At 69.5% G+C, this 25,085-nt stretch carries 22 protein-coding genes; 16 read left to right on the top strand and 6 right to left on the bottom strand.

Annotation, left to right across the window (positions count from 1 at the left end; genetic code table 11):
- Positions 1-2: 2 nt before the first annotated feature.
- The 5 genes from sufD to BLS97_RS24305 all read left to right on the top strand — a co-directional run bounded on the left by sufD (position 3) and on the right by BLS97_RS24305 (position 4,382).
- Positions 3-1,205, top strand: coding sequence for a Fe-S cluster assembly protein SufD (gene sufD / locus BLS97_RS20180; RefSeq protein WP_231988217.1), 1,203 nt, complete (start codon positions 3-5; stop codon positions 1,203-1,205).
- 74 nt (positions 1,206-1,279) lie between these two features.
- Positions 1,280-2,092, top strand: a complete 813-nt coding sequence (gene sufC, locus BLS97_RS20175) for a Fe-S cluster assembly ATPase SufC (protein WP_090479728.1) — start codon at positions 1,280-1,282, stop codon at positions 2,090-2,092.
- Positions 2,089-3,393: a cysteine desulfurase gene (locus BLS97_RS20170; RefSeq protein WP_231988216.1), complete on the top strand. Its 1,305-nt coding sequence runs from the start codon at positions 2,089-2,091 to the stop codon at positions 3,391-3,393. Before sufC ends, BLS97_RS20170 begins: the two co-directional genes overlap by 4 nt.
- Positions 3,394-3,403: 10 nt before the next feature.
- Entirely contained in the window at positions 3,404-3,850 is a 447-nt protein-coding gene (gene sufU, locus BLS97_RS20165) for a Fe-S cluster assembly sulfur transfer protein SufU (protein ID WP_090479725.1), read from the top strand.
- Positions 3,851-3,878: 28 nt separating this feature from the next.
- Positions 3,879-4,382 (top strand): metal-sulfur cluster assembly factor, encoded by a 504-nt coding sequence (locus BLS97_RS24305; RefSeq protein ID WP_090479722.1) that lies wholly within the window; start codon positions 3,879-3,881, stop codon positions 4,380-4,382.
- A 15-nt stretch (positions 4,383-4,397) separates the two neighbouring features.
- Here BLS97_RS24305 and BLS97_RS20155 read toward each other — a convergent pair whose 3' ends face one another.
- Positions 4,398-4,571: a hypothetical protein gene (locus tag BLS97_RS20155; RefSeq protein ID WP_157695576.1), complete on the bottom strand. Its 174-nt coding sequence runs from the start codon at positions 4,569-4,571 to the stop codon at positions 4,398-4,400.
- A 240-nt stretch (positions 4,572-4,811) separates the two neighbouring features.
- On the opposite strand from BLS97_RS20155, the gene BLS97_RS20150 reads away from it, so the two are divergent.
- From BLS97_RS20150 to BLS97_RS20135, 4 genes are all read left to right on the top strand, one after another.
- Complete coding sequence (locus BLS97_RS20150; protein ID WP_090479714.1) at positions 4,812-6,506, top strand: SulP family inorganic anion transporter; 1,695 nt, start codon at positions 4,812-4,814, stop codon at positions 6,504-6,506.
- Between the two features lie 200 nt (positions 6,507-6,706).
- Entirely contained in the window at positions 6,707-7,666 is a 960-nt protein-coding gene (locus tag BLS97_RS20145; protein WP_090479711.1) for a DMT family transporter, read from the top strand.
- Between the two features lie 38 nt (positions 7,667-7,704).
- Positions 7,705-9,234 carry a dGTP triphosphohydrolase gene (gene dgt / locus BLS97_RS20140; RefSeq protein WP_090479707.1) on the top strand — a complete coding sequence of 510 codons (1,530 nt, stop codon included), beginning with the start codon at positions 7,705-7,707 and terminating at the stop codon, positions 9,232-9,234.
- A gap of 7 nt (positions 9,235-9,241) precedes the next feature.
- Positions 9,242-9,940 (top strand): acVLRF1 family peptidyl-tRNA hydrolase, encoded by a 699-nt coding sequence (locus BLS97_RS20135; RefSeq protein ID WP_090479704.1) that lies wholly within the window; start codon positions 9,242-9,244, stop codon positions 9,938-9,940.
- Between the two features lie 14 nt (positions 9,941-9,954).
- On the opposite strand, the gene BLS97_RS20130 is transcribed toward BLS97_RS20135, so the two are convergent.
- The gene (locus BLS97_RS20130; protein ID WP_090479700.1) at positions 9,955-10,230 is read right to left on the bottom strand and encodes an SCO4848 family membrane protein; all 276 of its coding nucleotides are present in this window, start codon (positions 10,228-10,230) and stop codon (positions 9,955-9,957) included.
- A 174-nt stretch (positions 10,231-10,404) separates the two neighbouring features.
- Here BLS97_RS20130 and BLS97_RS20125 point away from each other — a divergent pair, with 174 nt between their 5' ends.
- From BLS97_RS20125 to BLS97_RS20105, 5 genes are all read left to right on the top strand, one after another.
- Entirely contained in the window at positions 10,405-12,768 is a 2,364-nt protein-coding gene (locus tag BLS97_RS20125; RefSeq protein WP_407938077.1) for a Tex family protein, read from the top strand.
- An 84-nt stretch (positions 12,769-12,852) separates the two neighbouring features.
- The gene (locus tag BLS97_RS20120) at positions 12,853-14,466 is read left to right on the top strand and encodes an ABC-F family ATP-binding cassette domain-containing protein (RefSeq protein ID WP_090479693.1); all 1,614 of its coding nucleotides are present in this window, start codon (positions 12,853-12,855) and stop codon (positions 14,464-14,466) included.
- Between the two features lie 145 nt (positions 14,467-14,611).
- Positions 14,612-14,869 (top strand): helix-turn-helix domain-containing protein, encoded by a 258-nt coding sequence (locus BLS97_RS20115; protein WP_231988214.1) that lies wholly within the window; start codon positions 14,612-14,614, stop codon positions 14,867-14,869.
- 62 nt (positions 14,870-14,931) lie between these two features.
- Entirely contained in the window at positions 14,932-15,696 is a 765-nt protein-coding gene (locus tag BLS97_RS20110; protein ID WP_407938076.1) for an enoyl-CoA hydratase/isomerase family protein, read from the top strand.
- Positions 15,697-15,748: 52 nt separating this feature from the next.
- Positions 15,749-16,375 (top strand): trimeric intracellular cation channel family protein, encoded by a 627-nt coding sequence (locus BLS97_RS20105; RefSeq protein WP_197676290.1) that lies wholly within the window; start codon positions 15,749-15,751, stop codon positions 16,373-16,375.
- Here the strand turns inward: BLS97_RS20105 and BLS97_RS20100 are convergent.
- The 4 genes from BLS97_RS20100 to BLS97_RS20085 form a co-directional block, all read right to left on the bottom strand.
- Entirely contained in the window at positions 16,372-16,929 is a 558-nt protein-coding gene (locus BLS97_RS20100) for a TetR/AcrR family transcriptional regulator (protein ID WP_090479690.1), read from the bottom strand. The genes BLS97_RS20105 and BLS97_RS20100 overlap by 4 nt on opposite strands.
- Positions 16,930-16,938: 9 nt before the next feature.
- Positions 16,939-19,776, bottom strand: a complete 2,838-nt coding sequence (locus BLS97_RS20095; RefSeq protein WP_090479687.1) for an aconitate hydratase — start codon at positions 19,774-19,776, stop codon at positions 16,939-16,941.
- A 326-nt stretch (positions 19,777-20,102) separates the two neighbouring features.
- A complete protein-coding gene (locus tag BLS97_RS23625) occupies positions 20,103-21,707 on the bottom strand; it encodes a hypothetical protein (protein WP_197676289.1) in 1,605 nt (534 codons plus the stop codon).
- Between the two features lie 15 nt (positions 21,708-21,722).
- Positions 21,723-22,241 carry a hypothetical protein gene (locus tag BLS97_RS20085; RefSeq protein ID WP_090479683.1) on the bottom strand — a complete coding sequence of 173 codons (519 nt, stop codon included), beginning with the start codon at positions 22,239-22,241 and terminating at the stop codon, positions 21,723-21,725.
- 383 nt (positions 22,242-22,624) lie between these two features.
- On the opposite strand from BLS97_RS20085, the gene BLS97_RS20080 reads away from it, so the two are divergent.
- Together BLS97_RS20080 and mobA are read left to right on the top strand one after the other, a co-directional pair.
- Positions 22,625-24,445 carry an NlpC/P60 family protein gene (locus BLS97_RS20080; protein ID WP_157695575.1) on the top strand — a complete coding sequence of 607 codons (1,821 nt, stop codon included), beginning with the start codon at positions 22,625-22,627 and terminating at the stop codon, positions 24,443-24,445.
- A complete protein-coding gene (gene mobA / locus BLS97_RS20075) occupies positions 24,423-25,049 on the top strand; it encodes a molybdenum cofactor guanylyltransferase (protein ID WP_157695574.1) in 627 nt (208 codons plus the stop codon). Before BLS97_RS20080 ends, mobA begins: the two co-directional genes overlap by 23 nt.
- Positions 25,050-25,085: the final 36 nt, after the last annotated feature.

Genomic DNA, 25,085 nt, shown 5'->3' with positions numbered 1-25,085 from the left:
GCGTGGCCACGCCAATCATTGAACGGGTCGCCGTCGGCGACCACGGGAGCGAGACCGTCGTCGGCGGCCGCAACGTCGGTGTCGGGTCGCACTCGCACCGCGTCGGCTCCCGCAACCCGGCCGACCACGGCCCGGTGAGCGGCCGCGAGGAGGCCTGGCGGTTCACGCCGCTGCGGCGGCTCCGCGGGCTGCACAGCGACGCCCCCCTCACCGGGACCGACTTCACCATCTCGGTGCAGGGCCAGGACGGGGTCACCGCGTCCATCCTGACCGGAGCGGAAGCGGCGGCCGTCAAGGGCATCTCGAAGTACCAGCCGATCGACTTCGCGGCCGCCCGCTCGTACCAGGCGGCGCAGTCGGTGTACCTGGTCGACGTCGCCCCGGACACCGTCACCGGTGCGCCGGTGGTCGTCACCCTGCACGGGAATTCGATCGACGAGGCCATCGCCGCGCACCTGGTGATCCGGGTCGGGCGTCACGCCCAGGCCCAGGTCGTGGTGGCCTACGAAGGCAGCGCGACGATCTCCGAGAACGTCGAGATCGTGGTCGGTGACGGGGCCACGCTGACCTACGTGTCCGAGCAGAACTGGGCGGCCGACGCCGTGCACCTGACCAACCATCACGTGCTGGTCGGCCGCGACGCCAAGGTCAAGCACGCGGCCCTGACGTTCGGCGGGGATCTGGTCCGCATGGTCGGATCGGTCGCCTACGACGCGCCCGGCGGCGACGCCGAGATGCTCGGGGTCTACTTCGCCGACGCTGGCCAGCATCTGGAGCACCGGCTGTTCATGGACCACGAGGCACCGCACTGCAAGTCGCGGGTGCTGTACAAGGGTGCGCTGCAGGGTCGCTCCGCGCACACCGTGTGGGTCGGTGACGTGTTGATCCGGGCCGGGGCCGAGGGCACCGACACCTACGAGATGAACCGGAACCTGCTGCTGACCGACGGCGCGCGCGCCGACTCGGTGCCCAACCTGGAGATCGAGACCGGCGAGATCGTCGGAGCCGGTCACGCCAGCGCCACCGGACGGTTCGACGACGAGCAGCTGTTCTACCTGCTCTCGCGCGGTATCCCGGAGGCGATCGCCCGTCGTCTGGTGGTGCGGGGCTTCTTCGGTGAGGTGCTGCACCAGCTAGGGGTCGAGTCCGTCGTCGAGCGGGCCACCGAGACCATCGAAGCCGAACTCGCCGTCATCGGCATCTGACCTGCCACCCACCGCTCGGCGAGGGTGACCGACAACTACTCGTCGCTAGATTCAGCAAAGGCAAAGACAAGAACATGGCAACACTCGAGATCCGCGACCTGCACGTGTCCGTCACCACCGATGACGGCCCGCAGGAGATCCTGCGCGGCGTCAACCTGACCGTCAGCTCGGGCGAGACCCACGCGATCATGGGCCCCAACGGGTCCGGCAAGTCGACGCTGGCCTACTCGCTCGCCGGGCACCCGAAGTACCACGTCACCTCGGGCACCGTGACCCTGGACGGCGAGGACGTGCTGGCCATGTCGGTCGACGCCCGCGCCCGGGCCGGTCTGTTCCTGGCCATGCAGTACCCGGTCGAGATCCCGGGCGTCTCCACGTCGAACTTCCTGCGTACCGCGGCCACCGCGGTGCGCGGTGAGGCGCCGCCGATCCGCAAGTGGGTCAAGGAGGTCAAGACCGCGATGACCGACCTCGAGATCGATCCGGCCTTCGCCGAGCGCAACGTCAACGAGGGCTTCTCCGGTGGTGAGAAGAAGCGGCAGGAGATCCTGCAGATGTCGCTGCTGAGGCCGAAGATCGCCGTGCTCGACGAGACCGACTCCGGACTCGACGTGGACGCGCTGCGGATCGTCTCCGAGGGCGTCAACCGGTACAAGGCCGCCTCGCTCGAGTCGGGTGAGGGCGTCGGCGTGCTCCTGATCACCCACTACACACGGATCCTGCGCTACATCAAGCCCGACCACGTGCATGTGTTCGTAGGCGGCCGGATCGTCGAGTCCGGCGGCCCTGCGCTGGCCGACGAGCTCGAGACCAGTGGCTACGTACGGTTCGCGGGGGCCGGGGCCGGCGCGCCCGGGTCGGCGGAGCGCGGGGAGATCCTGCTGTGACCACGGTCCGGACATCGGCGATCGCCGCCACCGAGACGTTCGACGTCTCGGTGATCCGGGCCGACTTCCCGATCCTGGGACGCACCGTGCGGGACGGCAAGCCGTTGGTCTACCTGGATTCCGGGGCCACCTCGCAGCGGCCGATCACGGTCATCGACGCGGAGCAGGAGTACATCACCACCCATCACTCGGCGGTGCATCGCGGCGCGCACGCGCTGGCCGAGGAGGCCACCGACTTCTACGAGGGCGCCCGGGTGCGGGTGGCGAACTTCATCGGGGCCTCGCGTCCCGAGGAGTTGATCTTCACCAAGAACGCCACCGAGGCCATCAACCTGGTCGCCTACTCACTCGGCAACGCCTCGGTCGGCACCCACGGCGCGGGCGCTTCGCGGTTCCGGATCGGCCCGGGGGACGAGATTCTGGTCACCGAGATGGAGCACCACGCCAATCTCGTTCCGTGGCAGGAACTGTGCCGCCGGACCGGGGCCACCCTGCGGTGGTTCGGTCTGACCGACGACTTCCGGTTGGACCTGTCGGAGATCGACCGGCTGATCAACCCCAGGACCAAGGTGGTGGCGTTCACCCACCAGTCGAACGTGCTCGGGACGATCAACCCGGTGGCCCTGTTGGTCGCCGCGGCGCAGAAGGTCGGCGCGCTCACCGTGCTCGACGCGTGCCAGTCGGTGCCGCACTCGAGCGTGGACGTGACCGCGCTCGGTGTGGATTTCCTGGCCTTCTCCGGCCACAAGATGCTCGGACCTTCCGGCGTCGGCGGCCTCTACGGCCGGTACGAGCTGCTGGAGCAGATGCCGCCGTTCCTGACCGGCGGTTCGATGATCGAGCAGGTCTTCATGGACCACTCCACGTACACCGCACCACCGGCGCGGTTCGAGGCCGGCGTCCCGATGACCTCCCAGGCCGTTGGCCTCGGGGCGGCCGTTGACTATCTCGAGACCCTGGGCATGAAGAACGTCGCCGATCACGAGGCGCAGCTGACCGGGCTCGCCCTACAGCGGCTGTCGGCGATGCCGGGTATCCGGATCATCGGCCCGTCCGATCTGGTCGATCGCGGCGGTGCCGTGTCGTTCCTGGTGGACGGCGTGCACGCGCACGACGTCGGGCAGATCCTGGACGACGCGGGCGTTGCCGTGCGCGTCGGTCACCACTGCGCCTGGCCGCTGCACCGCCGATACGGCGTGGCCGCAACCGTCCGCGCCTCGTTCGCCATCTACAACACCCCGGGCGAGGTCGACGCGCTGGTCGACGCGGTGCGCGAAGCCCAGCGCTTCTTCGGGGAGTAGGGACCAAGCCATGCAGATGGAGCAGCTGTACCAGGAGATCATCCTGGACCACTACCGGGCACCGCATCACCACGGCCTGCGCGAGCCGTTCGACACCCAGGTGCACCACGTCAACCCGACCTGCGGCGACGAGGTGACCTTGCGCGTCAGGCTCTCCGGTCCGGGCTCGGACGCCGTCGTCGAGGACATCTCCTATGACGCGATGGGCTGTTCCATCTCGCAGGCGTCGACGTCGGTGATGACCGACCTGACCATCGGCCGCCCGCTGAGCGAGGCGCTGGCCGTGCTCGACGAGTTCAACCAGATGGTCACCAGCCGCGGCAAGATCGCCGGCGACGAGGACACCCTGGGCGACGGCATCGCCTTCGCCGGCGTCTCGAAGTACCCGGCCCGCGTCAAGTGCGCGTTGCTGGGCTGGATGGCGTTCAAAGACGCCGCGGTCCAAGCGGTCAACTAGTTCTGTTCATTGATAGGAGTGCGGCGACATGACTGAAGCCTCGACCCACACGCACGACCACACCGGTCACGATCACGCCGGGCACGACCATGCCGACCACGATCATGCCGGGCACGACCATTCCGGTCACGACCACGGCTCGGACGATCGGGCCGCTCGTGGCGCGGCCGCCCTCGACCAGGTCCAGGTCACCCCGGCCGTTCCGGTCGACGGGGCCCTGATCGAGGACATCGAGGAGGCGCTGCGCGACGTCGTCGACCCCGAGCTCGGGGTGAACATCGTCGACCTGGGTCTGATCTACGACCTGACGGTGAACGCCGATCGGACGCTGACCATCGACATGACGCTGACCAGTGCCGCCTGCCCGTTGACGGACATGATCGAGGACCAGGTGGGCGCCGCGCTCATGACTCCGGGCGAGGAGCTGGTCGCCGACTACAAGATCAACTGGGTGTGGCTCCCGCCGTGGGGCCCCGAGAAGATCACCGACGACGGCCGCGAACAGCTCCGCGCCCTCGGATTCAACATCTGATCCTCGGCCCCGACGTCACCGATCCGCGGTCACCTGGCTGACCGTTTCCGGCAGCCGGTCGAGTAAGCCGCGCACTTCGGTGACCACCTCGGCTTCGTTGTGCCCGAAAGCGTTGACGTAGGTGCGCAACGCGTTTCGGACCAGCCGTAGGTCTCGTTCACTCAGGTGGACGGTCACAGAGTCGGACATCCTGTTCACCTCCCTCACACGATCGGGTCCATTTTACGTCGGTTCAGGGTCGCGGACGGGGACCTGCGGCCGGTGCCGCGGCGAGTCGTCGCGCAGGCTGCGCGCCGATGAGGAGTGGCCCGCCCGCCGCCGAGGGGTGATCCTGTTGGCATCACGACCTCCCCGGTCGCCGTCCCGAGCACGGGCTCCCGGCCATCGAGCGGTGGGCGCCGGCCACGGATCGCGCGAAGGAGCGGCACGATGTCATCGGGCGGTCTGCTGCGCTTCGTGCCCGGCCTGACCATGCTGTCGCACTACCGGCGGCGATGGCTGCGCTCGGATCTGATCGCCGGCACGGTCCTGGCCACCCTCCTGGTCCCGCAGGGCATGGCGTACGCGGGACTGGCCGGGCTGCCCGCCGTCACCGGCCTGTACACGACGGTGGCCTGCCTGGTCGGGTACGCGGTGCTCGGGCCGTCGCGGATCCTGGTGCTCGGACCCGATTCGGCCGTGTCCCCGATGATCCTGGCCGCGATCACTCCCTTGCTGGTCTCCCGTGATCCGGCCGCGGCCATCGCCCTGGCCGGATTGCTGGCCGTGCTGATCGGCCTGTTCGAGATCGCTCTCGGTCTTGGCCACCTCGGATTCGTGGCCGACCTGCTCTCCAAGGAGGTGAAGGTCGGCTATCTGAACGGCCTGGCCGTGGTGATCGTGATCAGTCAATTGCCGAAGTTGTTCGGCTTCTCCACCGACGCGAGCGGAACGCTCCACGAGGTGAGCGCCTTCGCCGGCGCGCTGAACCACACCAACCTGGTCACGCTCGGGTTCGGTCTCGGCTCGTTGGTGCTACTGGTCGCCCTGCCCAAGCTGACCCGGCGCGTCCCCGCCGTGCTGGTGGTCATCGTCGCGGCCACCGCGCTCTCGGCTCTGCTCGGACTCTCCGCCCGACACGGGGTGCACACCGTCGGGCCGCTCCCACACGGGCTGCCGGTACCCCGGCTGCCGTTCACCCGCTGGTCGGACGTCGGCCCGCTCTTCCTGGCGGCCGTGGGGATCACGCTGGTCTCCCTGACCGACACCATCGCCACCTCGGCCGGCTTCGCGGCCCGTCGCGGTGATCAGGTCAGCCCCGACCAGGAGATGATCGCCGTCGGCGGAGCCAACATCGCCGCCGGTCTGTTCCAGGGGTTCGCGGTGTCCAGCAGTGCCTCGCGGACCGCGGTGGCCGAGCAAGCCGGCGCCCGCAGCCAGCTCACCGGCTTGATCGGCGCGGCCATCGTGGTGCTGCTGCTGGTCTTCTTCAACGGCCTGCTGAGCAGCCTGCCGCAGACCGCGCTGGCCGCGGTCATCATCGGCGCCGCGTGGACGCTGCTCGATGTGGCCGCGCTCCGCCGTTACTGGCGGGTGCGTCCGTCCGCCGTCGTCGTGTCCCTGACCGCGACCGTCGGCGTGGTCCTGCTGGGCGTGCTGGAAGGCATCCTGTTCGCGATGGGCCTGTCGATCCTGCTGTTCTTCCGCAGCAACTGGTGGCCGCACGGCGTGGTGTTGCGCCGCAGTGCCGATCGAGGCTGGCACGCACAGGAGCCGGACGTCGGGGTGGACGAGATACCCGGGGTGGTGGTGTTCCGCTGGGAGGCACCGCTGTTCTTCGCCAACGCCGGTATCTTCGCCCGCACCCTGACGTCGCTGGTCCACGAGAAGCAGGCGAGATGGGTCGTCCTGCAGTGCGAGGCCATCACCGATATCGACGTCAGTGCCGCCGACGCCTTGGAGGACCTCGATCGGCGGCTCAACGACGAGGGGGTGCACATCCTGTTCGTCGAACTGCGGGCCCGGCTCCACCACCAGCTGGACCGCTACGGCAAGTTCACCACCCTGGACCGTGAGCACTTCTATCCGTCGGTCGACGCCGCCCTGGACGACGTCCGTCGGGCCGGTCCGGGTACCTCGGTGTAGTAGCCGGCCGTCCGGAATCGGTTGACGCGATCGGATATGCTCCCGCCCATGTACCGCCGCTCCGGCTTCCTTCCGCCTCCGAGTCGCTGACCGGAGTTCGGACTGCGATCAGGTCGCCCGTGGGACGGGTGGCCCGAAGTGGATGACGTCTGCGCTCCGACCGTGACCAGCGCCCCCACTCAGACCCGGAGCCTCCCGTCATGTTCAACCCGCTCGTCGTCCTTTCCGCTGCGCGCACCAGAACCACCACGGCTATCGGCCATCGACTCGGCCTCGTCCAGATCAGCCTGGCCGCCGCCCTCTGGGGCACCACCGGTGTGGTCGTCCGGAAGTTGCACGAATCCTCGGACCTCGGACCGGTCGCGATCGGTTTCTACCGGCTCCTCGCGGCCGCCGCCCTGCTGCTGATCGCCTCCGGCCCGACGCTGCGGCGATCGCTCCGCGGACTCGCCTCGCATCCGTGGTCACTGGTCGGCGCGGGGGTGGGCCTGGGGATCTATCAGGTCCTGTACTTCATCTCCGTCGCCGACGTCGGGGTCGGTGTCGCGACCGTGGTCAGTCTCGGCATCGCCCCGATCATCACCACGGTCATCGAGGCCGTGCGGACCCGCCGCCGACCGGGCGTCCGGACGGTGCTGGTGGTCACCGCGGCCGTCCTCGGGCTGGGCCTGGTCGCACTTGCCTCGTCCGGCGGCGCCACCGCGGCGGCGCCCCGGCCCGGCCTCGGCCTGTTGGCGGCGGTCGGGTCGGGCGTCAGCTATGCCCTCACCACGATCGTGAGCCGTCATGCCGCGCAGGGGATCTCGGCGGTCGTCATGGCCACCACGTCCACCGTCATCGGGACGATCACCCTGTTGCCGATGGCCCTGATCTCCGGCGCCGGGTTCGTGGTGACCGGCGCCGCGGTGTCACTGATCCTGTATCTCGGTGCGGCCACCACGGTGCTGGCCTATGCCTTGTTCTACGCCGGGCTCCGATCCACCCCGAGCAGCGTGGCCTCCGTGCTGACCCTGATCGAACCGCTGACCGCCACCGTGCTGGCCGTCGTACTGCTGGCCGAGCCACTGCCGATGCTCACCGTCGTCGGCGGGGTATTGCTGCTGAGCGCGGTCTGCGTCCTGTACCTGGCCCCGGCCGCCGCCCGACCCGATCCTCGGTGACGACGGCTGCGCGCCGTCGACCCCGGTAGGTTGCCAGCATGGATTCGCGTCTCGCCCGCCGCAACGGTTCCCCCGACACCGATCCGGTCGCCGCGTACCGCGAGGATCTGGACCGCATCCGATTCTCGCCGTACTTCTCCCGGCTGTCGGCCGTCACCCAGGTGATCTCCCAGGGGGCCGCCGGACAGTCGGTGCAGAACCGGTTGACCCATTCGATCAAGGTGGCCGCGGTGGCCCGGGCGATCGCCGTGAAGTTGAACCGCGGCCCCCACCAGGAACTGCTGGCCGGTCTCGGTGGCTGCGATCCGGTGGTCATCCAGGCTGCAGCCACCGCGCACGACCTGGGGCATCCGCCGTTCGGGCATCTCGGCGAACGCGTCCTGGATCGCATCGCCCGGTCCCGGTTCGGTCTGGCCGACGGCTTCGAAGGCAACGCCCAGACCTTCCGCATCGTGACCGAACTCGACGTGCACGGTACCGACGGCGAAGGGCTGAACCTGACCGCGGCGGTCCGGGCGGCGGTGCTCAAGTACCCGTGGGCCCGGTTCGGCGTCCCGAGCCCGCACCCGAGCACCGCGGCGCACCCGCCCCGGGGCGGCGGCGAGGGCGAGGAGGGCCTTGGGTCGGGGAAGTTCTCGGCCTACGTGCTCGACGCCGGCGAGATGACGGAGGTCCTGGCCGCGTATCCACTGATCAAACCCTGGCGGCAGACGGTCGAGTGCAGCGTCATGGACATCGCGGACGACATCGCCTATTCGCTGCACGACCTGGATGACTTCCACCGGGCCGGGGTACTGCAGCACGCCTCGGTCTCGGCGGAGTTCCGCACCTGGATCCGGCGCCGGGCCGAACTGGAGACGGCCGACCTGCGCGAGTTGCGGGCGAACGAGCGGTTGCCGGGGAATTCCCTGGAGCTCCTCCGGCGGCGGCTGCACGCCAAGGACGGCTGGATGGTCGACGACGAAGCATTCGCCGTGGCGGTGGGGCGAGTGGGCAGCGACCTGGTCGACGGGCTGCTGGCCGTGCCGTTCGACTCGTCGTTGGCCGCGGAGCGCCTGGTGGGTGAGTTCACCCGCAGCTGGATCGCTCATCTCCAGGACTCGATCCTGGTCTCGGCCGATCCGCCGCCGCGGGCCGGTCACGTCTCGTTGGACCGGCAGGCCTGGCACGAGGTGGCCGTGCTGAAGTTCGTCCATCAGCGCTTCGTCCTCGACCGGCCGGACCTGGCCATGTTCCAGCGGGGCCAGGGCCAGGTGATGGCCGCGCTGGTCGGGGACCTGGACTCCTGGCTGGCCGATCCGGCCGACGCCGCCCGGGCCCCGCGGCGGCTGATCGATCTGGTCGAGTTGGCCACCGAGGGCTACCAGCAGCTTGCCGTGACCAACCCGGGTCTGCTGATCAGCAGTACCGGCGAGGCCGGGGGCAGCCCGGACGACCTGATCCGGTGGGGCCGGGGCCGGGGGATCATCGACTACGTCGCCTCCCTGACCGACGATCGGGCGGTCAACTCCGCCACCACCCTGGCCGGCCACGCCGCCCGGCTCTGGGACGCGGGGTCGGCCCTGTGACCGGGCCGTGAGCACCGTCGGACGTCCCCGCCCGGCCGCCGGCGGCGGCATCGAGGTGGAGATCTCGGCCGGCCGCGTGGTGGGTTGGGTCAACCGGTTCGCCGGCCGCAACGAGGGTGTCCAGGATCTGCTCGCGCATCCGGACCGGCTGGAGATCACCGCCGGCGACGGCACGGTGGCGCGGATCGAGGTGCCGTTCGGTCCGATGTCGATCGGAAACCGCGAGCCGGTCGAGGCCCTGGTCGATCATCTGGCCGGTATCGGCCTGCTCGGTCTGGTGCTGGTGCGCGGCGGCGCGCACTCGATCGGCACCGCCCGGGACTCGGTGGTGCTCTCGTCGTCCACCGACCGGGCCTACCTGCAGGGCCGCACCGCGGCCGGCGGTTGGTCGCAGCAGCGGTACGCCCGGCGACGCGGCAACCAGTTGACGGCCTCGCTGGCCGATGCCGCGCAGACCGCCGAGCGGGTGCTGCTGCCGCTGGCCGATCGGTTCGGCGGCCTGGTGCTGGCCGGTGACGCGGCCGCGCTGAAGCGAGTGATGGCCGAACCGGCCCTGAAACCGTTGACCCGGTTGCCGTCCCGGACGTTCGGCGACATCCCGGAACCGCGCCGGGCCGTCCTCGACGAGGTCGCACAGCGCAGCCTGGTGGTGCGCATCGTGGTGCGGACGCGGGAGCAGATGGCCCGGTTGGCCGGACCGAGCTGACCGGGACCGGCCGGTCAGACCGGCTCGGCCACGTTTCGCGGAGCAGCCACCCGGCGCCGCGAGGCCAGGTAGCCGCGGATCCCGAGCACGCCGACGATCGTGCCGAGTATCACCGCCGTGATCACCAGTACCGCGTGGACCAGCAGGAACGACGTCGGTGACGAGTGCCCGACGGCCCCCGACCAGGCTCGACGGTCCTGCCAGACGGCCACTGAGAACCGCGGCCAGATGACCCAGTTGAAGACGCCGACGACGACCAGGAACAGGGACCACCCACGAGTCAGGATCACCGGTCAAGTATCACCCGGGATGCGCCGCGGGTACCGGGACCCAGGTCCCGGCAAGGCACAATGACCCGGGTCCGGGACGAGAAGCCGGTCCGGACACCGCCTTCGCAACCGCACCACGAATTGAAAGCAGGATCAGTGCCCACCGAAGCTGTCAGCGCTCCCGGCGCGCCCGCCATCACGGCCCCGACCGAGGTTCCGAACACGCCCATCCCCTCCGTCAGCAGCCGGATCGCGGCCGAACTCAACGTCGGACAGTGGCAGGTCACCGCGGCGATCGACATGCTCGACGGGGGCGCCACCGTCCCGTTCATCGCCCGCTACCGCAAGGAGGCGACGGGCACCCTGGACGACGCCCAGCTGCGTGACCTCGAGGAACGGCTGACCTACCTGCGGGAGCTGGACGATCGACGGGCCGCGATCATCGACTCCATCCGCGGTCAGGGCAAGCTCACGGTTGCGCTGGAGCAGAGCCTGGCCGCCGCCGACTCCAAGGCGCGGCTCGAGGACATCTACCTGCCCTACAAGACCAAGCGCCGGACCAAGGCCCAGATCGCCCGCGAGGCCGGTCTCGAGCCGCTGGCCTTCACCCTGCTCAAGGACCCGAACCAGACTCCCGAGGCCGTCGCGGCCGCCTTCGTCGATGCCGACAAGGGGGTGAACGACCCCGCCGAGGCCCTGCAGGGGGCCCGAGCCATCCTGGTCGAACGGTTCGGCGAGGACGCCGACCTGGTCGGCGGGCTCCGCGAGTTGCTGTGGACCAGGGGCCGCCTGGTGGCCGCCGTGCGAAAGGGCAAGGAGCAGGACGGCGCCAAGTTCGCCGACTACTTCGAGTTCGCCGAGAAGCTGACCACGCTGCCGTCCCACCGGGTGCTGGCCATGTTCCGGGGCGAGAAGGACGACGTCCTGGACGTCACGGTGAGTCCAGAGCCGGCCGATCCCGACCCCCTGGACGCGACACCGAGTGACTACGAACGCCGGATCGCCGCCCGGTTCGGCATCGCCGACCAGGGCCGGGCGGCCGACAAGTGGCTGCGCGAGACGGTGCGGTGGGCCTGGCGGACAAGGCTCTCGGTCTCTCTCGGGATCGACGTGCGGATGCGCTTGCGGCAGTCGGCCGAGCAGGCGGCGGCCGGTGTCTTCGCGTCCAACCTGCGTGATCTGCTGCTGGCCGCCCCGGCCGGCAGCCGTCCGACCCTTGGGCTGGACCCGGGGTTCCGGACCGGCGTCAAGGTCGCCGTGGTCGACGGGACCGGGAAGGTGGTGGCTATCGACACCATCTACCCGCACCAGCCGCACAACCGCTGGGATGCCGCCCTGGCCGCCCTGCACCAGCTGGTGGTCACCCATCACGTGGAACTGATCTCGATCGGCAACGGCACGGCCTCCCGCGAGACCGACCGGCTGGCCACCGAGCTGATCGCGCGGGTGCCCGGGCTGACCAAGATCGTGGTGTCGGAGGCCGGGGCCTCGGTCTACTCGGCCAGCCCCTACGCGTCGGCCGAGCTGCCCGACCTTGACGTGTCGATCCGCGGCGCCGTGTCGATCGCCCGGCGGCTGCAGGATCCGCTGGCCGAGCTGGTCAAGATCGATCCGAAGTCGATCGGCGTCGGGCAGTACCAGCATGACCTGGCCGAGTCGGTGCTCGCGAAATCGCTGGACGCGGTGGTGGAGGACTGCGTGAATGCGGTCGGCGTCGACGTGAACACCGCCTCGGTTCCGCTGTTGGCCCGCGTCTCCGGCATCACCACGACCCTGGCCGAGAACATCGTCAGCCACCGGGATTCCAACGGCCCCTTCGCCTCTCGCGGCGCGTTGAAGAACGTGCCCCGGCTGGGGCCGAAGGCGTACGAACAGTGCGCCGGATTCCTGCGGATCGCCGGCGGCGCGGATCCGCTCGACCGTTCCAGCGTCCACCCGGAGGCCTACCCGGTGGTCCGGCGGATCCTGAAGGACACCGGCACCGGGCTGGACGACCTGATCGGCAACTCCGCCCTGCTCCGAACCCTGGCTCCGGAGAAGTTCGTCGATGACAAGTTCGGGGTGCCGACGGTGTCCGACATCCTGACCGAGCTGGAGAAGCCCGGTCGCGACCCGCGGCCCGCCTTCACCACCGCCACCTTCGCCGACGGCGTCGAGAAGGTCACCGATCTCCGGGTCGGGATGGTGCTGGAGGGGGTCGTCACCAACGTTGCCGCATTCGGCGCGTTCGTCGACGTCGGCGTGCATCAGGACGGCCTGGTGCACGTCTCGGCCATGAGCAACAAGTTCGTCTCCGACCCCCGCGAGGTGGTCAGGTCGGGCCAGGTGGTGAAGGTCAAGGTGATGGAGGTCGACCCCGCTCGCGCGCGGATCTCGCTGACCCTGCGCCTGGACGACGAACCCGGGGCCAAGGCCCCCCGTGCCGGCGGCGGACGGCCAGAGCAGAACCGGGGGACCCGCCCGCCCGGCAAGGGCGGCAACCAGCCGGCCCGGCGGCCCGAGCCGGCGGCGTCCGGATCCCTCGCCGATGCCCTGCGGAAGGCCGGATTCGGCCGGTAGCCGGTCCGGACGTGGGCGGACTCACCAGGCCGGATGCCCGGTCGTGGCGGGGCCGGACCCGCGGCCCCGGTAGAATCGGAACACGTGATCACCGCAACCGGCCTTGAACTGCGGGCTGGGACCCGGATCCTGCTCGCCGACACCACCGTGCGCCTTCAGCACGGCGACCGCGTCGGCCTCGTCGGACGCAACGGCGCCGGCAAGACGACCAGCCTGCGCGTCCTGGCCGGGGAGAGTCAGCCCTACGCCGGCACCATCACCATCAGCGGCCCGCTGGGCTACCTGCCGCAGGATCCCCGCGAGGGCGACCTGGACATGACGGCGAAGGACCGGGTGCTCTCGGCTCGCGGCCTGGACGTCATGGTGGCCCAGCTGGAGAAGGTGCACATCCAGATGGCCGAGCTGACCGGCGCCGAGCGGGATGCCGCGGTCGAGCGGTACGGCCGGATCGAGGAGCGGTTCTCCAGCCTCGGCGGGTACGCCGCCGAGTCGGAGGCGGCCCGGATCACCTCGAACCTGGGCCTGCCCGACCGGATCCTGGAGCAGCCGATGCGCACCCTGTCCGGCGGCCAGCGCCGCCGGGTGGAGCTGGCCCGGATCCTGTTCGCCGCGGCCGACGCCGGCGACGGCACGATGCTGCTGCTGGACGAGCCGACCAACCACCTCGACGCCGATTCCATCACCTGGCTGCGCGACTTCCTCAAGAGCTTCAGCGGTGGGCTGGTGATCATCTCCCACGATGTGGAACTACTGGCCGCCGTGGTCAACAAGGTGTGGTTCCTGGACGCCGTCCGCGGCGAACTCGACGTCTACAACATGACCTGGAGTCGGTACCTGGACGCCAGGGCCACCGACGAGCAGCGGCGACGCCGGGAACGGGCGAACGCCGAGAAGAAGGCGTCCGTCCTGATGACCCAGGCGGCCAAGCTCGGGGCCAAGGCGACCAAGGCCGCCGCGGCACACCAGATGGTCCGGCGGGCCGAGGCGCTGATCTCGAACCTGGACGAGGTGCGGGTCTCCGACCGGGTGGCCAAGATCCGATTCCCGGAGCCGGCCCCCTGCGGCAAGACGCCGCTCACCGCCAAGAACCTGTCCAAGCACTACGGGTCGCTGGAGATCTTCACCGGGGTCGACCTGGCCATCGACCGGGGGAGCCGGGTGGTGGTGCTGGGCTTCAACGGCGCCGGCAAGACGACCTTGCTCAAATTGTTGGGCGGCCGCGAGAAGCCGGACACCGGCGCGGTCGAGCCGGGTCACGGCCTCAAGCTCGGCTACTACGCCCAGGAGCACGAAACCCTGGATCCCGACCGCACGGTGTGGGAGAACATCCGCAGCGCGGCCCCGGATGCCGGGGCCCAGGAACTGCGGAACCTGCTGGGCACCTTCCTGTTCACCGGGGAGCAGCTCGAGCAGCCGGCCGGAACCCTGTCCGGCGGCGAGAAGACCAGGCTCGCCCTGGCCGGGCTGGTGTCCTCCGCGGCCAACGTGCTCCTGCTGGACGAACCGACCAACAACCTCGACCCGGCCAGCCGGGAGCAGGTGCTGGACGCACTCCGCCGGTACGCCGGCGCGGTCGTCCTGGTCACCCACGACCCGGGTGCGGTCGCTGCGCTGCACCCCGAGCGCGTCATCCTGCTGCCCGACGGCAGCGAGGACCACTGGTCGGCCGACTACCTGGATCTCGTCGAGCTCGCCTGACGATTTTCCGGCGCCGCTGCGCCAGCGGTGGCGAAGCCGGACGTTCTGCTCGATCATGGGGTTGATCACTCCCGATGTGGTGTGCGCGATCGTCGACGCCGCCGTCGCACCGGGTCCGACTCGATGAGCAGAAGAAGGTGCGGACGTGGTTGCAGAGTCGCCATCAACTCCGACCAAGGCAGAGTCCGGTAAGGCCGGTGCCATCCGGAAGGGCGCCCGGATCACCGGCTCCGCTCGCGACAAGCTGACCGCCGACCTGCGGAAGAAGTACGAGAAGGGCCAGAGCATCCGAGCTCTGGCCGACGGGACCGGTCGCTCCTACGGCTTCGTCCATCGCCTGCTGGTCGATGCGGACGTCCCGTTGCGAGGTCGCGGCGGTGCCACCCGGACGAAGAAGAAGTAGCGTCTGGTACCAATGACCAGGTGAGCGCCCCCACCGACGAGTCCCCGTTCGACACCGATCTGCTGACCCGGGGACGGCTGGTCGCGTCGACGGCCGGGCCGGTCCTGACGATCACCCTGAACCGGCCCGACATCCGCAACGCGCAGCTCCCGGCCACGTGGGAAGCACTGGCGCACATCGGTTCCCGCGTTCCGGCGGAGACACGGGTTGTGGTCCTCACCGGAGCCGGGGAGGCGTTCTCGGCCGGACTCGACCGGAGCATCCTGGCCCCGAGTCCGGATTCGGTGCTGTTCCAGGTCGCCTCGGCTCCCGATGCGGTGGCGCACAACATGATCGCCGACTTCCAACGCGGCTTCACCTGGCTCTCCGACCCCTCGTTCGTCTCCGTCGCCGCCGTGCAGGGGTACGCCATCGGTGCCGGGTTCCAGTTGGCTTTGGCCTGCGACCTTCTCGTCGCCGCCGACGATGCCCAGTTCTCGATGGCCGAGGTGACCCTGGGCCTGGTGCCCGACCTCACCGGCACCGGTCGGCTGACCAGGGCGGTCGGCTTCCAGCGGGCCCTGGAGATCTGCGCGACCGGGCGCCGGGTCAGCGCCGGAGAGGCCGTCCAGATCGGTCTGGCCCTCACCGCGGTGCCGGCCGACGACCTGGAACGGGCCGTCGCCGATCTGACCGACGCGTTGCTGTCCAGCCCGGTCGAGGCGGTTCGGGCCGTCACCCGCCTGATCGGTTCGGCGGTCACCGCGACGCCGGCCGACCAGCTGCAGGCCGAGCAGCACGAGCAGCTGAACCGTCTGCGTGAACTGGCGGCCGGCGCCGGCCAGTGAGACGGCCGCCGCGGCTCGGACATCCGGGTTGGGGCATGGCACGATCCAGCGTGTGCAGGCGCTGATCACCGAGGTCCTCAACTACATCGGCCTGTCGGCTTTCGCGCTGTCCGGTGCTCTGATGGGGGTGCGGCGTCAGTTCGACGCGATCGGCATGACCGTCCTGGCCACGATCACCGCTCTCGGCGGGGGCGTCATCCGGGATCTGCTGATGGGATCGGTGCCACCGGACGCGCTGACCCACACCTGGTGGCTGGTGGTGCCGCTGGTCGCCACCGCGCTGACCTTCTTCTTCCACCCGCAGGTGACCAGGCTGCGCCGGGCCGTGCAGTTCTTCGACGCGGTCGGGCTCGGCCTGTTCTGCACCAGCGCCACCGCCAAGGCCCTGGCGTTCGGGCTCAGTCCGCTGGCGTCGGTGATCCTCGGCGTCGTGACCGGTATCGGGGGCGGCATCCTGCGAGATCTGTTGTGCGGCGAGATCCCGGCCGTGCTACGCCGCGATTCGCAGCTGTACGCGATCCCGGCCATCCTCGGCTGCACGGTGGCGGTCACCGCCCTCTACTTCGGCGCCCCGACGACCCTGACCCAGTTCCTCTGCGCCGCCTTCATCACCGGATTCCGGCTGCTGGCCATCTGGCGGAAGTGGCGGGGGCCGGTCCCGGCGACGCCGCACGCCTAACGCCTAACGGACATCTCCACGACATCGAGCACGGGCGACATCCGGTCACCGGGCAGGCCCTGGGCCAGGTGAGTGACGAGCCCCTCCAGCACCAGCTCCAGGTAGGAGGCCAGCACCTCGATGTCCACGTCGGTACGCAACACCCCGGCGTCGCGCTGCCGGGCCAGCCGGGCCCGCGTGGCCACCCGGACCTGGGCCGACTGTGCGGCCCAGGCGTCCCGGAATTTGGCGTCGGTGCGGCACCGCCGGGAGATCTCCAGCTGGGTGCCCAGCCAGCCGGTGTCCGGCGCGTCGATCATGTCCCGCATGACGCGCACCAGGCCCTCACGGGCCACCGTGGCCGCCATGGCGGCCGCGTCCTGTCCGGCCAGGGCCATGAACACGGCATCCTTGTCGGCGAAGTGGTGGAAGATGGCGCCCCGGCTCAGCCCGATCTCCTCCTCGAGTACCCGCACCGTCGCGCCCTCGTACCCGTGCCGCGCAAACGCGGCACGGGCACCGTCGAGGATCTGCTGGCGCCGGGCCGCAAGGTGATCCGGACTGACCCGGGGCATTCGCCGTCCCTACTTCGACGCGGCGAGCAGGTTCCGCAGCACGTACTGCATGATGCCGCCATTGCGGTAGTAGTCGGCCTCACCGGGGGTGTCGATGCGCACCTTGGCCTCGAAGACGATCGGTGCCGCCCCGGCATCCGCCGGCGTGGCGGTGACCGTGACGGACTTCGGGGTCGAGCCCTCGTTGAGGGCCGTGATGCCGGAGATGGCGAAGGTCTCGGTGCCGGAAAGGCCGAGCGTGTCGGCCGTCTCGCCGGCCGGGAACTGCAACGGGATGACACCCATGCCGATCAGGTTCGAGCGGTGGATGCGCTCGTAGGAGACGGCGATGACGGCCTTCACGCCGAGCAGCGCGGTGCCCTTGGCCGCCCAGTCCCGGGACGATCCGGAGCCGTACTCGGCACCGGCCAGGATCACCAGGGGAACGCCGGCGGCCTGGTAGGCGGCGGACGCGTCGTAGATGAACGACTGCTCCCCGTCGGCCAGGAAGTTGCGGGTGTACCCGCCCTCGACACCGTCCAGCAGCTGGTTGCGCAGCCGGATGTTGGCGAAGGTGCCGCGGATCATCACCTCGTGGTTGCCGCGGCGGGAGCCGTAGGAGTTGAAGTCCTTGCGCGTCACGCCGTGCTCGGTCAGGTACTGCGCAGCCGGGGTGCCGGCCTTGATGTTGCCGGCCGGGGAGATGTGGTCGGTGGTCACCGAATCACCCAGCTTGGCCAGCACCCGGGCCCCCGAGATGTCGACGACCGGCGACGGCTCGGGCGACATGCCCTCGAAGTAGGTGGGCTTGCGGACGTACGTCGAGTCCGGGTCCCACTCGAAGGTCTTCCCGGTCGGCGTGGGCAGGCTCTTCCAGCGCTCGTCGCCGGCGAACACGTCGGCGTAGTCGCGGGTGAACATCTCCTGGTTGATCGCCTGGGCGATGACTTCCTCGACCTCCGCCGGCGAGGGCCAGATGTCGTGCAGGTAGACCGGGTTCCCGTGCTGGTCGTCGCCGAGAGAGTCGCGGGTGATGTCGATGTCCATGGAACCGGCCAGCGCGTAGGCCACGACCAGCGGCGGGGACGCCAGGTAGTTCATCTTGATGTCGGGGTTGATCCGGCCCTCGAAGTTCCGGTTGCCCGAGAGCACCGAGACGACGGCCAGATCGGCCTCGTTGATCGCGGCCGAGATCTCGTCCTGCAGCGGGCCCGAGTTGCCGATGCACGTCATGCAGCCGAAGCCGGCCAGGTTGAAGCCGAGCTTTTCCATGTAGGGGAGCAGGCCGGCCCGCTCGTAGTAGTCCATGACCACCTTGGAGCCGGGGGAGAGCGTGGTCTTGACCCAGGGCTTGCGCTCCAGACCCCGCTCCACTGCCTTCTTGGCCAGCAGCGCGGCGCCGATCATGACCTGCGGGTTCGACGTGTTGGTGCACGAGGTGATGGCGGCGACGGCGACGTGGCCGTGGTCCAGTTCGAATTCCTGACCGTCCATGACGACCTTGGTCGGCTTCGAGGCCCGGCGCGAACCCGAGGTCGCGGCCGGAGCCGCCGGCACCGGCGGGTAGGAGTCCGAGGTCTGGTGCGGGTCGTGCGACGGCGCGTCCGACGCCGGGAACGTCTCCAGGCCCTGCTCGTCGACCGAGTCGTGCGCGTCGCCGTTGCTGGCGTACGCCTTCAGGGCCTCACGGAACACCGGAACCGACTCGGACAGGATCACGCGGTCCTGCGGGCGCTTCGGGCCGGCGATCGACGGAACGATGGTGGCCAGGTCGAGCGAGAGGTACTCGGAGAAGACCGGTTCGACGGCCGCGTCGTGCCAGAGTCCCTGGGCCTTGGCGTAGGCCTCGACCAGGGCCAGCTGTTCCTCGGGGCGGCCGGTGAGCCGCATGTAGGTGATGGTTTCCTCGTCGATCGGGAACATGGCCGCGGTCGAGCCGAACTCCGGGCTCATGTTGCCGATGGTCGCGCGGTTGGCCAGCGGGACCGCGGCCACACCCTCGCCGTAGAACTCGACGAACTTGCCGACCACGCCGTGCTTGCGCAGCATCTCGGTGATGGTCAGCACCAGGTCGGTGGCCGTGGTGCCGTCGGGCAGCGCGCCGGTGAGCTTGAAGCCGACCACGCGCGGGATCAGCATGGACACGGGCTGGCCGAGCATGGCCGCCTCGGCCTCGATGCCGCCAACGCCCCAGCCGAGCACGCCGAGGCCGTTGACCATCGTGGTGTGGGAGTCGGTGCCGACCAGCGTGTCCGGGTAGGCCTTGCCGCCGCGGACCATGACCACGCGGGCCAGGTGCTCGATGTTGACCTGGTGGACGATTCCGGTCCCGGGCGGGACGACCTTGAACTCGTCGAACGCGGTCTGGCCCCAGCGCAGGAACTGGTAGCGCTCCCGGTTGCGCTCGTACTCCAGCTCGACGTTCCGTTCGAAGGCGTCCGCCCGCCCGAAGACGTCGGCGATGACCGAGTGATCGATGACCATCTCGGCCGGGGCCAGCGGGTTGATCTTGTCCGGGTCGCCGCCGAGATCGGCCATCGCCTCGCGCATGGTGGCCAGGTCGACGATGCACGGGACACCCGTGAAGTCCTGCATGATGACGCGGGCCGGGGTGAACTGGATCTCGGTGTCCGGCTCGGCGTTGGGATCCCAGTTCGCCAGGGCCAGGATGTGCTCCCGGGTGATGTTGGCGCCGTCCTCGGTGCGGACGAGGTTCTCCAGCAGCACCTTCAGCGAGAAGGGCAGCTTGGCCGCGTTCTCCAGCCCGGGGACGTCCTTGATCTTGTAGATCTCGTAGCTCTGGTCACCAGAACCGGAAGTGACGGTCAGGGTCTGCTTGGCGGCGAAACTGTCCTGAGTGGAAGACACGCGGTAGCTCCTTCTTCGATGGCGGCGAATCGTCCCGCGGCAGGGAAGTGCCCGTCGCGGATCCACCCGTGCGGCGAGCAGGCTGGATGAGGTCGGCGAAACATGTGACGCGGCGTGAAAGCCACCATACAAAGCGCATTTCGAGCGCTCTCGCGTGGGCACCTTCGACCGCGTTGATCCAAACAGTACGCTTGTCCTGTTAGAGCGGCAACCGGGCTCGACGGGCCGGGGTGAAAAGCACGAGAGGCCGTGCGGAGCAGATGCTCCGCACGGCCTCCGGCGTCCGGGCGAGTTCACCCGGGCCGAGGTCTACTTCGGGCCGATGTCTACTTCTTGGCCAGCGTCAGCAGGTAGTCCACGTCGGCCGGCTCCAATCCCTTGAGCAGCGACACGAAGATCTCCGCATACGAACGGACCGGGCTGACGTACCAGGAGTTGCCGTCCTGCGTCATCACGACACCGAGGCCGAGCAGCTGCTGGAACTCCTGGGCGGCGATCTTGAGCACCTGCGGCGGGACCGAGTTGGACGAACTGCCGCCCATGATCTTCGAGGTGATGAAGTCCCCGATGGTGTCCTTGCTCAGGACCACGTCCGGCTGCCCGGCGACACTGACCGTCAGCGTGCTGCCGTCGACCTTCACGGTGACGGTCTGGCTGCCCGCGGTCACGGTCAGGGTCTTCAGCGAGACCTTCTTGCCGCCGGCGACGTCGGTGACGTTCCAGGTCGCGTTGGAGAACTTGACCGAACCCATCGCCGACCCGTTCGACGCCGGGATCTTGCCGACGATCAGCTTGCCGTAGTCGTGCATCACGCCCATCTCCTGCGGGGGCAGCAGGGCGATCAGCTTGGTGTAGTCACCGCTGGTGGCCGCGCTCAGCAGCTGGTTCATCGCGTCCTCCGGGCTGCTGCCGCCGGCCGGGGCGATGTAGTCGGCGGAGGTGGGGTTACCGACCTTCGCCGACTGGGCCCAGTAGTCGGCCGCCGTGTAGAACAGGCTCGGATACCACTTGCCGTTGCGATTGACGGTGGCGATCCGGATGGGGTGACCCAGCTTCTTGACCTCGTCGGCGATGTTGTAGGTCTTCGTCTGAGCGGACTTGGCCAGGGCCGTCCCGGCGGCGTTCTTGATCTTGTCGGTGACCGGCAGCTGGGACGGATCACTGGTGACGGTGACGGTCCCGCCGGTCAGGGTGACCACCTGCTCGTGGTCGCTGATCTGGTCGGTGGCGCCGTAGGTCAGGCCGGAGACGGTGATCTTCGAACCCGTGAGCGAGGTGGCACTCGCGCTGGGCTGCAGGATCTGCAGGCGCTTGAGCTCGGTGAGGAACTCACCGTTCAGATCGGAGAAGAGGGACGCCTCGGCCGGGTCGAGCTGATCGGCCACACCGATCGGATCCTTCTGGCTGAGCGAAACGAGCATCGCGTTGGCCGCCTCCTGTGGGCTGGCCTGACCACCGGCGCTCTTGGTGTCCCTGATGCCGAACCAGTAGATGCCGCCGCCGGCGAGCAACGCGACCACGACCGCGACCACGGTGACGATGAGGGCCGTGTGGCTCTTCTTCACCGGGGCGGAGGGCGTCGGAAGACCAGGACCGCCCGGACCGAACTGCTGTCCGTACGACGGCTGGTTGACATCGGACGCCGGCTGCCCGTACTGCGGCTGACCCGGCCCGTAGCCCGGCTGCCCGTACTGGGGCTGCCCGTACTGGGGCTGGGCCGGCGGTTGGCCGTACTGGGGCTGGGCCGGCGGTTGGCCGTACTGGGGCTGCGCTCCGGTGCTGGGCGTTCCATAGGTGGGCTGCCCTCCGCTCGGCGGGCCCTGCGGCTGCCATCCGGGCTGCCTCCCACCGGGCGGGCCTTGCGGCTGCCAGCCCGGCTGACCCCCTGGTGTCTGCCCGTATGGATTCTGCGGTCCGTAGTTCTCACTCATCCTGGCTCCTCCCTGTCACTGATATCGATGCGCTTCGTACGAGTCTGGTTGATGCGTCCGACGTGAGGAATCCGCGAAGGGTTCCGCTGATACGTGGAAAGGATGGATCGGCGGCAGGCGTCGTCGGCGGCGCTCGAGGACGAGGTGCGGGATCGATCCGCACAGCACGAGCACGGCACCGATCACGGTGACCACCGGACCGGACGGATCGAGGGCAATCCCCGCCGTGCGGTGCCCGGAGGCCACGGCCAGCACGCCCGCCCCGATCACCCCGATCAGCACGCCGAACAACAGCGACAGAACGGACGCGGTGCGCCACCACCGCAGGATGCCGGCGATGACCGGCACGATGGCCAGTGGTCCGAGCAGCGGCCACCAGGACAGGGCATGGGCGCCGAAGCCGTCGCCCAACACTCCCAGCCGATCGATGATCCCGACGATCGCGTAACTGTTCCGCTCGACACCCCCGGACACCACCCAGGAACCGAAGGTGCCCCCGACCGCGAGGGAGAGCCCGAGACCGGTGCCGGCCACGCAGGCGACTCGGCCCGCGAGCGTCGGGCGCGCGGCTCCTGTGTGCGGACTGTCCGCTACGTAAGGGTTGGCTGTCGGCACGGCTCCAGTGTGACCGATCCCGCTCCCGGTCCGGTCCGGTTCGGCCGGAATAAGTTGATTCCGGCGGCCAGAGCCCCGTGACTGACAGTCACCGCGTTCGGCTGCGGCGCCCAGAAGGATGAACTCTGCCCGAAATGTCCGAAATGGGACCAGTGTGTTGGCAGTGACCACTGGCGTTTCGGGGGGACAAAGTGGCATGGTGCTACCTGGCGTGTCGCATTGACAGAAGATACGCATGAGGTTCGTCGGATCTCTCACAGGATCCGTTATCCAGCCGTGGTCACCACGGGGGAGGAGATGTCGTGGCGTCTGCCGGCCGTGCGCGATCCATGATCTCGACCAGCATCTGCGCGATCCTTTCCATCAGCCTGTTCCTCGGCGTTGGCGTACAGGCCGGGGCGGTGCCACCGCCGCCGCCCAACCCTTCCGATCAACAGATCCAGGATTCTCAGTCGACCGCCCAGAGTTCGGCCGCCGAGGTGGGTCGCCTTTCCGGTCTGGTGTCGAGCACGCAGAACCAGATCACCCAGTTGAACGACGACATGGAGCTCAAGGGTGAGCTGGTCAAGAAGGCCCTGATCGACGTCCAGATCGCCCAGTCCGACGCGGCCGAGGCGCAGACCGCGGCTGACAATGCGGAGAAGGCCGCGGTCACCGCCGGTGGGGCCATCACCGACGCCCAGGACAAGGCGGCCGCGTTCGCCGCGGCGTCGTTCCGGCAGGGCTCGGTGCTGGGCTCGATGACCGCGCTGATGGATTCCTCCAGTGCCAGCGACCTGCTCTCCCGGCAGCAGCTGCTGACCGAGATCTCCAAGTCCCAGCTGAACGTCATCGCCAAGCTGCAGACGTCGCTGAGCGACAAGGCCAACGCCGATTCGGACGCAAAGGTGGCCCGGGACAAGGCCAATGCCGCCAAGGAGGCGGCGACGGCGGCCCAGGCCACGGCCGTCCAGGCCAAGAAGACGGCTGATGACGCGTTCGTCGCGGGCAAGGCGCGTCTGGCCCAGTTGAACGCTCAGCTCGACCAGCAGGAGAACGACTACCAGCTGGCGCTGAGCAAGGTCGCGGACCTGCAGAACCAGCGCGCGCAGTACAACCAGTGGCTGGCCGCCAAGAAGGCGGAGGAAGAGCGCATCCGTCTCGCCGCGATCGCTGCCGCGAAGAAGGCCGCCGCCGAGAAGCTGGCCGCCGAGAAGGCAGCCGCCGCCAAGGCGGCGGCCGAGGCGCGCGCAGCCGCCGCCGAGCGGGCCCGCATGAAGGCGGCCGCGGAAGCGGCCGCCCGGGCCGCGGCCGCACAGGCCGCGCGGGAGCAGGCGGCGGCGCTGGCCGCGGCCAAGATCGCCAAGGCCCGGGCCGACGAGGCGGCCGAACTGCGTGCGGCTCAGGCCCAACGGAGAGCCGACGCCGCTGCCGCGGCGGCCGCCGCCGACAAGGCGAACGCCGCCAAGCCGTCGGTGGTCTACTACGCCACGTGCGCCGATGCCGTCGCGGCCGGCGCGGCGCCGATCAAGCGGGGCAAGCCGGGCTATCGGTCCGCACTCGACAGCAATGGCAATGGCATCGCGTGCGAGGTCCTGCACAGCGGCTCCGGCTCTTCGTCGTCCGGCTCGTCCTCGTCGGGTTCCTCGTCCGGCTCGTCGTCCGGTTCTTCGTCGTCCTCGGGCTCCTCCGCTTCCGCAGGTGGTTGGTCAGCGACCAAGGGCCAGGCTGCGGTCGCCGCCGCCGAGCGGTGGGTCGGCACCCCGTACTCGTGGGGTGGTGGCAACAGCAGCGGCCCGACCCTGGGTATCTGTGGCCCGAACGGCGCCGAGAACGACTGCAACATCGTCGGCTTCGACTGCTCGGGTCTCACGTCCTACGGCTGGGCCCAGGAGGGCGTCTCCATCCCGAACTACTCGGTCTACCAGTACACGCTGGGCCAGCACGTCTCGCAGTCCAACCTGATGCCCGGCGACCTGCTGTTCTACGCGAACGACACGTCGGACCCGAGCACCATCCATCACGTCACCATGTACGCCGGCAACGGGATGATGGTGGAGGCTCCGTACTCCGGTGCGTACGTCCATATCACCTCGGCCGTCTTCGACAACGGCTACATCGGTGCCACCCGTCCCGGCACCTGATCGTCCCCGTTTCGCGGTCATCTTGGCCGGCGGCTCCGGCCGCCGGCTCGGTGATGTCGACAAGCCCGGGCTCCTGGTCGCCGGATCCACCCTCCTGGACACCGCGATCCGGGCGGTGGCGCCGGCGCTGACCGTTGTCGTCGGCCCACCGCGTGAACTCCCGCCCGGTGTCCGTCAGACCCGCGAGTCGCCGGCCGGCGGTGGACCGGCCGCCGGACTGGTCGCCGGACTGGCTGCCCTGGCCGACGCCCTTCCCGCACCGGACGACCTGGTCGCCGTCCTGGCCGCTGATCTTCCGGGCATTTCCGCTGAAGCGATCGACGAACTCACCGGGGCGATGCGGACCGCCGACCGGACGGGGGTCGTCCTGGCCGATCCGGACGGCCGTCAGCAGTACCTGGCCGGCATCTGGCGGTGGTCGGCCCTGCGGGCGGCGGCCGGCTCCCGTGAGAGTTGGCACAACGGCCGGCTGTCCGACCTGCTCGGCCCGTTGATCGCCGGCGTGGTGAACGCCAACCGCACCACCACGGCCGACATCGACACCCCGGACGATCTGCGACGGTGGGGCGGATCGGGTCGAACCCACACATGTGGTCATGATTGAGTGGTGGGATTGGCGGGGTAGGCAGTGCACAACATG

This window comes from Nakamurella panacisegetis (assembly GCF_900104535.1).
Classification (GTDB): domain Bacteria; phylum Actinomycetota; class Actinomycetes; order Mycobacteriales; family Nakamurellaceae; genus Nakamurella; species Nakamurella panacisegetis.
Note: the sequence above shows the minus strand (reverse complement) of the source record. Positions and strands in the feature narration are given on the sequence as shown.

Excerpts from the sequence above, each read along its gene's own strand:
- sufC (WP_090479728.1), top strand. The coding sequence starts at position 1,280 with ATGGCAACACTCGAGATCCGCGACCTGCACGTGTCCGTCACCACCGAT.
- BLS97_RS23625 (WP_197676289.1), bottom strand. The coding sequence starts at position 21,707 with ATGAGTGAGAACTACGGACCGCAGAATCCATACGGGCAGACACCAGGG.
- sufU (WP_090479725.1), top strand. The coding sequence starts at position 3,404 with ATGCAGATGGAGCAGCTGTACCAGGAGATCATCCTGGACCACTACCGG.
- BLS97_RS24305 (WP_090479722.1), top strand. The coding sequence starts at position 3,879 with ATGACTGAAGCCTCGACCCACACGCACGACCACACCGGTCACGATCAC.
- BLS97_RS20150 (WP_090479714.1), top strand. The coding sequence starts at position 4,812 with ATGTCATCGGGCGGTCTGCTGCGCTTCGTGCCCGGCCTGACCATGCTG.
- BLS97_RS20155 (WP_157695576.1), bottom strand. The coding sequence starts at position 4,571 with ATGTCCGACTCTGTGACCGTCCACCTGAGTGAACGAGACCTACGGCTG.
- BLS97_RS20100 (WP_090479690.1), bottom strand. The coding sequence starts at position 16,929 with ATGCCCCGGGTCAGTCCGGATCACCTTGCGGCCCGGCGCCAGCAGATC.
- dgt (WP_090479707.1), top strand. The coding sequence starts at position 7,705 with ATGGATTCGCGTCTCGCCCGCCGCAACGGTTCCCCCGACACCGATCCG.
- BLS97_RS20145 (WP_090479711.1), top strand. The coding sequence starts at position 6,707 with ATGTTCAACCCGCTCGTCGTCCTTTCCGCTGCGCGCACCAGAACCACC.